The 6974-nt window shown below is 52.2% G+C and carries 15 protein-coding genes; 3 read left to right on the top strand and 12 right to left on the bottom strand.

The genetic code is table 11. From position 1 onward, the window contains the following. From IQ254_RS28505 to IQ254_RS28495, 3 genes are all read left to right on the top strand, one after another. The coding region (locus IQ254_RS28505; protein ID WP_278000404.1) for a hypothetical protein at nt 1-284 on the top strand (284 nt) is incomplete at its 5' end. Between the two features lie 14 nt (nt 285-298). Beyond that, nucleotides 299-544, top strand: coding sequence for a DUF2442 domain-containing protein (locus tag IQ254_RS28500; protein ID WP_313887596.1), 246 nt, complete (start codon nt 299-301; stop codon nt 542-544). A gap of 73 nt (nt 545-617) precedes the next feature. Beyond that, nucleotides 618-848, top strand: a complete 231-nt coding sequence (locus IQ254_RS28495) for a hypothetical protein (RefSeq protein ID WP_193969529.1) — start codon at nt 618-620, stop codon at nt 846-848. A gap of 16 nt (nt 849-864) precedes the next feature. Here the strand turns inward: IQ254_RS28495 and IQ254_RS28490 are convergent, their stop codons facing one another. The 12 genes from IQ254_RS28490 to IQ254_RS28430 all read right to left on the bottom strand — a co-directional run bounded on the left by IQ254_RS28490 (nt 865) and on the right by IQ254_RS28430 (nt 6644). Beyond that, nucleotides 865-1116 carry a helix-turn-helix transcriptional regulator gene (locus IQ254_RS28490; protein ID WP_193969528.1) on the bottom strand — a complete coding sequence of 84 codons (252 nt, stop codon included), beginning with the start codon at nt 1114-1116 and terminating at the stop codon, nt 865-867. Nucleotides 1117-1486: 370 nt separating this feature from the next. After that, a complete protein-coding gene (locus IQ254_RS28480) occupies nt 1487-1915 on the bottom strand; it encodes an HNH endonuclease (protein ID WP_193969527.1) in 429 nt (142 codons plus the stop codon). After that, nucleotides 1912-2361: a hypothetical protein gene (locus IQ254_RS28475; protein WP_228041189.1), complete on the bottom strand. Its 450-nt coding sequence runs from the start codon at nt 2359-2361 to the stop codon at nt 1912-1914. Before IQ254_RS28475 ends, IQ254_RS28480 begins: the two co-directional genes overlap by 4 nt. Then, nucleotides 2351-2599 carry a hypothetical protein gene (locus IQ254_RS28470; RefSeq protein WP_193969525.1) on the bottom strand — a complete coding sequence of 83 codons (249 nt, stop codon included), beginning with the start codon at nt 2597-2599 and terminating at the stop codon, nt 2351-2353. Before IQ254_RS28470 ends, IQ254_RS28475 begins: the two co-directional genes overlap by 11 nt. Before the next feature lie 53 nt (nt 2600-2652). Next, nucleotides 2653-2871 (bottom strand): DUF433 domain-containing protein, encoded by a 219-nt coding sequence (locus IQ254_RS28465; protein ID WP_193969524.1) that lies wholly within the window; start codon nt 2869-2871, stop codon nt 2653-2655. Nucleotides 2872-2885: 14 nt separating this feature from the next. Further along, entirely contained in the window at nt 2886-3110 is a 225-nt protein-coding gene (locus IQ254_RS28460; RefSeq protein ID WP_193969523.1) for a CopG family transcriptional regulator, read from the bottom strand. A 170-nt stretch (nt 3111-3280) separates the two neighbouring features. Then, nucleotides 3281-4507 (bottom strand): glycoside hydrolase family 10 protein, encoded by a 1227-nt coding sequence (locus tag IQ254_RS28455; protein WP_193969522.1) that lies wholly within the window; start codon nt 4505-4507, stop codon nt 3281-3283. A gap of 222 nt (nt 4508-4729) precedes the next feature. Next, the gene (locus IQ254_RS28450) at nt 4730-5029 is read right to left on the bottom strand and encodes a type II toxin-antitoxin system PemK/MazF family toxin (protein ID WP_193969521.1); all 300 of its coding nucleotides are present in this window, start codon (nt 5027-5029) and stop codon (nt 4730-4732) included. Between the two features lie 97 nt (nt 5030-5126). Continuing rightward, nucleotides 5127-5360, bottom strand: a complete 234-nt coding sequence (locus tag IQ254_RS28445) for a YgiT-type zinc finger protein (RefSeq protein WP_193969520.1) — start codon at nt 5358-5360, stop codon at nt 5127-5129. 7 nt (nt 5361-5367) lie between these two features. Further along, nucleotides 5368-5682, bottom strand: coding sequence for a DUF4258 domain-containing protein (locus tag IQ254_RS28440; protein ID WP_193969519.1), 315 nt, complete (start codon nt 5680-5682; stop codon nt 5368-5370). A gap of 382 nt (nt 5683-6064) precedes the next feature. Beyond that, nucleotides 6065-6388: a type II toxin-antitoxin system RelE/ParE family toxin gene (locus tag IQ254_RS28435; RefSeq protein ID WP_193969518.1), complete on the bottom strand. Its 324-nt coding sequence runs from the start codon at nt 6386-6388 to the stop codon at nt 6065-6067. Then, nucleotides 6381-6644 carry a type II toxin-antitoxin system ParD family antitoxin gene (locus IQ254_RS28430; RefSeq protein ID WP_193969517.1) on the bottom strand — a complete coding sequence of 88 codons (264 nt, stop codon included), beginning with the start codon at nt 6642-6644 and terminating at the stop codon, nt 6381-6383. Before IQ254_RS28430 ends, IQ254_RS28435 begins: the two co-directional genes overlap by 8 nt. Between the last annotated feature and the right edge of the window lie 330 nt (nt 6645-6974).

Here is a 6974-nt window from a genome sequence, read left to right as displayed (position 1 = left end):
GCCCAGCGCCCATGACAGATCCAGAACTGCGTCAACTGGTTGAGAGCAATGCCCGCACAGCCCAAGCCATTCTAGAAGCCATGGCCGCAGCTCGGTTAGAGCGCGAAGAAGCCCGTGACGAGTTCTACGCCGGGATGCAGCGGGTGGATGACGCAATCCAGCGTTTGACCACGCTGCAAGAGAGCGTGATTAATCTGTTGTCCTCTCTGGACGAAGATCGCCCCACCGTTCTACGAAAGCTCAACAGCATCGAGAACAAAGTCGATCGCCTGCTGGGAGCCTAACCGAGGTGTTCCCTGTGGATGAGCGGGTGAAGGATGTTCGCTTTACGGAAGACACCATCAGCGTCGAGCTAATGGATGGCTGCGCGATCGCAGTGCCGTTAGTCTGGTATCCGCGACTGCTGAACGCATTGCCCCAGCAACTCGCCCAGTGGGAAATCTGCGGCGGCGGCTACGGCATCCACTGGGAAGCCCTGGACGAAGACCTGAGCACTGAGGGAATGCTGGGCGGCGCATCTGCCCCAGAAGCAAGAGCACGTTAGGAGCGGCAATTCAACCCGCAATGCTCTGGCCATGAGGTTGGGTAACATAGTAGAAAACACCCCTCACCCAGCTATGGCCCAAGCCACCGACGACCTTAACGCCAATCCCACCCAGGCGCAGCAGATTCTCGAAGAAGTGCGGGAGCTGCGCCAGGAGGTTGAGCAGGCTAACCAAAAAAATAACGAATTTAACCAGAAGTTTGACAACTATCAGAAGGCAACGCAGTGGGTTGTGCAACTCGCCTTTAGCCTGATTGCCGCTGCTACTGTGACCGTTATCGTTTCAACGGTACTGGGGCGGTGAGGCAATCGCGCCCTGTCTATCGTTCGCTAGCCGTGTCATCCTCAACAATATTGCCCAGGTAGAGCCGCACAAACTCCTTAGCCGCCAAGGGGTTCAGGGTTTTGAGCACCTGGGTAATCTCAACAATCGTTTCTGAAGATGGCTCGCGCTGATCGTGTACCCACTTAAAAACCGCAGAGCGATCAATTCCCAAAGCAACCGCCAGTTTATTTTGGCTAATGCTGTGAGTCTCTAGAACCTGCTTCAATGCCTGATTTGCCCTTCCCATGCCTTTGATCGTCCCAAAGGATGGCGAAGGGGTAAATGTTGTCTACTCCGACAACATCCGCTATAGTTCTCCTTGTGGTCGCAAAAGACAACATTAAGGACAAGTCCATGTCAGAAGAATTTATTCCCAACAGCGAAATCTACAGCGCCCCTCGTTCGGCTGAGCACAGTCGAAGCCCCGGCAGCCCATCCCCCACCTAGCCCAGCCGCGAACCTATCCATATCACCCTCATTGGCTCTGCGATTGGCATCGATCTGGTGGTCAAAATCCTCCATCGCCTCGGCTTTGCCGAAGCCCGTGCCTGGAGCAAACTCCAAAACGACCCCAACACCGGCAGACCCATGCGTGTGCTCACCAAATGGCTGCGGTACTAGCTAACATCAGACGGGTGCTCACCCAGCTTGACCCACATTTTTCTCACCCGAGTCATCTGAGGGCGATTCATCTTCAGCATAGCCACGGTGGCCCGCCCGATCGCCGTCAGCCCAACTACCTCAATGGCTTCAGCATTCCAGCCAAAGTGGTCAGTCCAGCGTTGCTGCTGGGGATGAAAAAGCGGGGTGATGGCCTGGGTCTCTGGGTCTATGGCCGTTTGGCGATTGGCCTTGTAGCGATTGCACGTAGGGCAGGCCAGGCAGAGATTCTCAAAAACGGTAGCGCCACCCGCTGAGAGCGGCACGATGTGATCAACCTCAAAGGTAGTGACAGTCAACGCCTCTGCGGTACGGCAATAGGCATAGCAGTTGGCAAAGCGATCGCGAATCTGCTTTTGAATGGCGCTAGGAATATAGGCACTCACGAGGCTAGCTGGCTCAGGTGTTCTAGAGTGTAGCGGGCTCTAGCCTTGAGGACATTGAGGTCATCCACCCGTGCCAACAGCTGATCGAGGATAGTCAGGTCGTCCGCTAAAAGTTCTCCTTCTGCATTACGGCTCAGTAAATCATGGAGCTGGCTTTGCGCGTCTAGCGATAGGGCGCTTTCTGCGAGGGCGACTAACTCGTCATTGCTTAGGCCTGTGAGCAACTCAGGGTCATTATGGGTAGCCGTTAGCTGATGATAGGTTGCTAAATCCAGCAAGACCGAGACTCTTTTACCCGACTCATCGGTTACGTAGCGTATATCCTGAACCATGGCTGACTCCGCCGCTAGACTAAAATTTTTGCCTTGGGATGACAATTCTTGCTCAATGACAAGCTTAATGGCAACGCTAGCATCAACCACGCAGCGAGTGGGGTCACTCATCATATCCCCGAATTTCTCGTAGGAGGGTGACGCTGTCGGGGGCGATCGCAGAAGGTCTCCATCGCGTTTGATGAATATCTTGCAGAATTTTCGCTTGGCTCTGCCGCTGGGTTTCTATCTCCAGCGCTCTCTGAAGCAGCGTCAAAATTGGCTCGTTAATGGAGCGAGACTGAGAGAGAGCCATACCCTGAATTTGGGTGTAGAGAGAATCGGGTATTTCTAGGGTACTAAGTTGAGTCATTGGCTTTGTCTTTGAGATTTCTATCTAAAGAAGCTTAGTTGATTGTCTGTGGGCTAATTGAATGGGACGGTGCGATCGCGACTGGCAGCAAAACTTAGACAAGCTAGAATATCGGTCTGGGTGAGGTATTGAAAGTCTTCCAGAATTTCCTCGTAGGTCATGCTAGAAACCAAATATTCCAGCACATCGTAAACCGAAATATGCATACCCCGAATACAGGGCTTGCCGCCGCGCTTGCCAGGTTCAATAGTGATGATGTCTTGGTATTGCATAAAAAGCAGCTCTTCTAAACATGCTCTAACCGCTCAGCAATCCAGACCTTAATTATTGACTGGCGGCTTATCCCTAACCGCAGTGCTTCCCGATCCAGCGCCTCAATCATCCAGACTGGGAAATCGACATCGATGCGCCGCTGCTCGTAGCCAGGGCGTCTGAGCTGAGACAGATCGAGGTCATCAATGATGTCCTCCTGGCCCTCGTCAAACTTTTGGTCAAACGCTTCCGCCTTCATACCGTTCCACCCCTGCTGTCGTGCTCGCCTAACAGAGATAATGCGAACCCTACCTTCTCGGTAGATCACAACCGCTGCCTATATTCACCAGTTTATGGGCCTTACCAATGGATAGGAGACCTTTTTGATACAAGTAAATAGTTAGCTCTCGCTGGAGCTGAGTCAGTCGCTCATCGTAGGCTAAACCGGGGCGCTGGCACGCTGAACAAATCCTGGAAGCGGGCTTGACGCTCTGCCACCGGCTCCGGCGCGTCGTACCAGAGGCTTTCGTAATAGAAAAAAGCCACCCCTAGCCCCTGGGCCGTCGATCGCAGCACCTGGGATTGAATCATCGACATTGGCATGGGGCGATGGCGTAACCCAGTCAGGATGCCAATGCCCACCGGGATCTGCGTTTGGGCCATCTGAATTTCGGGCCGCAGAATTTGATCCGTAAAGCTGTTCATGTCCCAGCGGTAGACCTGCACCAGCAGCTCATCCACCAGTCCACGGTTGATCCAGCCCACCCAATCTTGCAAAAACGAGTTGTAGGCCGTGTCGTAGGGATTGGGAGACACAGAAAAGATCGCTTGGGGCCGATACTGTTTCACCGTCTGGTTGAGCTGAGCCACAAAGTCCGTAATCTTGTCCGCCCGCCAGCGCATCCAGGCCGGGTCCCGAGGGTTACTGGGCACCGGCTGTTCGGTTTCCTGCTGGTATAGCGACCGGGTGTAGGGGTCGTAGCCAAAGTCGCTGGGCAGGGCAGTGTGGTCGTCGAACTGAATGCCGTCAATGTCGTAGCGGGCGGCGATTTCGGCCACCAGACTGGTGATGAACTGCTGCACCTCCGGCTTAAACGGGTTGAGCCACATCACTTCCCCCGCCGCACTGCCCGAGGTCTGGCTACCGTCTTGGCGCTGGGTCAGCCATTCCGGGTGAGCCAGCGCCAACTCGGATGACGGCGGAGCCATCAAGCCAAACTCAAACCACGGGATGACCAACAAGCCCTGATGGTGAGCTTGGTTAATCACGTCCGCCAAAATGTCCTGCCCGGCAGCGCCTCGATGAATGTAGGGGATTCCGGCTCGCTGGGCGATCACGCTGGGATACAGGGCATAGCCCGAATTCCAGACCACAGGATAGACCGTATTGAAGTTGAGCTGAGACAACTCGGCCATAGCGCTCTGCACCCGAGAGGAATCCCGCAGGATATTCATATCGTTGGTGGTCAGCCACACACCCCGGATTTTCTGAAAGCTCTCAGGAATCGGCGTAATCTCCCCTGGCTCAGCCCCCCAAGGCACCACCGATGGCGGAAGCAAGGCGATCGCGGGCTCACCCAGCATCACCACCGCCAGCAGTGCGGCCCAGAACAGCAGAATCCGGTGTTTTAGCTTGTGTTTGAGCTGAGAAGTCATAGGGGGAAGAGCTATTGGCTGTCGGCTATTCTGTTGGCTTTAACTTTTGGACGCGATCGCCTTGATCCCGTCCTATTATTCAAGACATATCTCTATGCCCAAAATCCGGACGATTGATCAATTTCAAAAGTTGCACCATCGATAATAACAGGGGGATTGACGCTAGGCCTAGTGAGTTTTCGTTGTGTGCCTAGCATCTCTAAGTTTGCTGGCACGGGCCCACTACTCGGCAACCATTTCGGCCAGGGTTTCTAGCACCAGGGTTTGCTCGTCGGGGCTGATCTGCCCCAGCGGCTTGACCAGGCGAGTTTTATCTACGGTGCGAATTTGATCTAGAACGATTTGCCCGGTCTTGCCCTGAAACTGACAGGCCACACGGGTCGGGTAGCGGCGACCTTTGGTGGTCAGATGAATTTCTTGCAGAATCTTTGTTTGGTTCTGTCGCTGGGCTTCAAGATCCAGCGCTCGTTGAAGCAGCGCCACAATTTGATCGTTGATGAAGAGAGACTGAGACAGAGCCATACCCTGAATTTGGGGACATAGCAGTAGGTTAGGTGGCACCTAGAGGAACCCAACAAAGCTAGTTATGCAGCCTAATCCATTGTCCATTACGCTACTCCTATGCTGCGCTGTTTGAATAGTTGTAAACAGGAACCTGAACGAAATGATCCGGCTCCTGTTGATTTAAGATTGTTTGCTGTAAGCGCTCTACAGTTGATGGAGAAAAAAACTGCTCACCTGTTTCTTCGTTGACGCGAGCGGGCACATTTTCGATCAAAATAATCTGACCGTTGAGGTGTAGGGTATAGGTGACCTGCTTTTCGACCAGGGTTTCTTGCCATTCAGTTGCCATCGCTAGCCTATCTCCTTATCGTAAAGTCGCTATTCCATTTGTCGGCTTCAGACTCGTATAGAGTAATGATTTTAATAAGTGGCCGTGAGGGATAGCTACATTGAATATGAAGAGGTTGCTGTGTTTGTGTAAATCCCAGAATTAAACAACTAGGCCCATATTTGTCATCTGGATAGTCTTCAATAACTTGACCGACTGCGATTGCCTCTCGAACCTCCTGAACCAAAACCTGACGCATAATAGATTGATCAACGGCGTGCTTAGAAAACTCAAATTGGTCTTCAGAGAATTTCTGACCTATGCCTTCAATGCTCGCAGTCATAGTAGCTATTGTAGCAGCGTAGGTTGGGTAGCGCGATCGCAGAACCTAACTTAGATGATGAGCCTAATGTTGGGTTACACTTCGTTTCACCCAACCTACTTACTGTCAATACTACCTTGGCAGAGTACTCGTTGGCATGTAGTTATTGTCGTGGGTGAGTCGTGACCCCTGAAATTTGGGTGGCGTCTTTAGGATGTGTCAGTATTCTTGCCACGATATACCTTACAGCACGGCCCACAGCTCTCCTACGAGGCGCAGGTTCGATTTTGGTGCTGGTGCAGCAACGCTCATTGGATACAATCATGCCTACCTAGCATTCTCAGTCACAGCCCTAGAGCATCGGTTCAGTATGGCTAGGAACCGGGTTTCTTCGTTGGTTTGCCTACGAGATTTGGTCGTTATCTAGAATAAATTCAAGGTTCTGAGCGCCGTGAAGAACTCGAATAACTTCCACTGTCTCAGGGTGAATTTGATAGAAAATAATATATTTGTTGAAGCCTTTAATAGGGTACTGACGGATTTGAGCGATCGCAAGATTGCTAAACCCACTCAACCTGCCTATGTTAGGTAATTCGGCAATGCGTTGAAATGTAGCTTCGGCAGCATGTAGAAAGCGATCGCTCGCATCGAGATTGTCAAGACTGATGTAAGTGGCATGGGCAATCAGGTCTTGAATAACGATGGGGCGCTTGACCAGGTTAGCCATTTTGGGCGCTGTCGCTGTCGCTGTGGTTTTGGCGAACAGCGGCACGAATAGTCTCCCAGTCTGTGGAGGTCATAGGCGTTGCCTCCCCAGAAGCGAGCCCTTCGAGCAGGAGAGGTTCGAGGTGCTCTTTGCGGGCTTTGTCTTGTTGAATGAGGGCCTGGATATAAGCGTCGGCAGTATCGTAGTGACCCGCTGCGATCTGCTCTTGTAGATAGGCTGTAAGGGCCTCGGGAAGGGAAACGGTTAAGTTGGTCATAGAGTTTTCGCTATATAGGGTGAGACATCACCTACGACAATCATAACTATTCCTAACGATTCTTCAGCGCCGAGGATTTCGTTAAGCACTGGAATAACCTAATAAAGCAAAGTCTATCGTTGGGTTTCACTTCGTTTAACCCAACCTACTCACTTACTAACCTCTCGGGCCACAGAAACGGCCTGTGGATTGCTGATTGTGACGTAACTTCTCAATAACCGCTGGTAAGACGGTGGATGTGTAACCGGCAAGGGGTTGTCAAGAGCGCAAAGATCTGGTCTAACAGAGGAATGAATCTAGTGCCAGAGAACCTGAAATCCAAGCCGTCAT

The sequence above is a fragment of the Nodosilinea sp. LEGE 07088 genome (assembly GCF_015207395.1).
GTDB lineage: Bacteria > Cyanobacteriota > Cyanobacteriia > Phormidesmidales > Phormidesmidaceae > Nodosilinea.
This window is presented reverse-complemented; position numbering and strand designations above follow the sequence as displayed.

Excerpts from the sequence above, each read along its gene's own strand:
- IQ254_RS28495 (WP_193969529.1), top strand. The coding sequence starts at position 618 with ATGGCCCAAGCCACCGACGACCTTAACGCCAATCCCACCCAGGCGCAG.
- IQ254_RS28490 (WP_193969528.1), bottom strand. The coding sequence starts at position 1,116 with ATGGGAAGGGCAAATCAGGCATTGAAGCAGGTTCTAGAGACTCACAGC.
- IQ254_RS28475 (WP_228041189.1), bottom strand. The coding sequence starts at position 2,361 with ATGATGAGTGACCCCACTCGCTGCGTGGTTGATGCTAGCGTTGCCATT.
- IQ254_RS28470 (WP_193969525.1), bottom strand. The coding sequence starts at position 2,599 with ATGACTCAACTTAGTACCCTAGAAATACCCGATTCTCTCTACACCCAA.
- IQ254_RS28465 (WP_193969524.1), bottom strand. The coding sequence starts at position 2,871 with ATGCAATACCAAGACATCATCACTATTGAACCTGGCAAGCGCGGCGGC.
- IQ254_RS28460 (WP_193969523.1), bottom strand. The coding sequence starts at position 3,110 with ATGAAGGCGGAAGCGTTTGACCAAAAGTTTGACGAGGGCCAGGAGGAC.
- IQ254_RS28455 (WP_193969522.1), bottom strand. The coding sequence starts at position 4,507 with ATGACTTCTCAGCTCAAACACAAGCTAAAACACCGGATTCTGCTGTTC.
- IQ254_RS28450 (WP_193969521.1), bottom strand. The coding sequence starts at position 5,029 with ATGGCTCTGTCTCAGTCTCTCTTCATCAACGATCAAATTGTGGCGCTG.
- IQ254_RS28445 (WP_193969520.1), bottom strand. The coding sequence starts at position 5,360 with ATGGCAACTGAATGGCAAGAAACCCTGGTCGAAAAGCAGGTCACCTAT.
- IQ254_RS28440 (WP_193969519.1), bottom strand. The coding sequence starts at position 5,682 with ATGACTGCGAGCATTGAAGGCATAGGTCAGAAATTCTCTGAAGACCAA.
- IQ254_RS28435 (WP_193969518.1), bottom strand. The coding sequence starts at position 6,388 with ATGGCTAACCTGGTCAAGCGCCCCATCGTTATTCAAGACCTGATTGCC.
- IQ254_RS28430 (WP_193969517.1), bottom strand. The coding sequence starts at position 6,644 with ATGACCAACTTAACCGTTTCCCTTCCCGAGGCCCTTACAGCCTATCTA.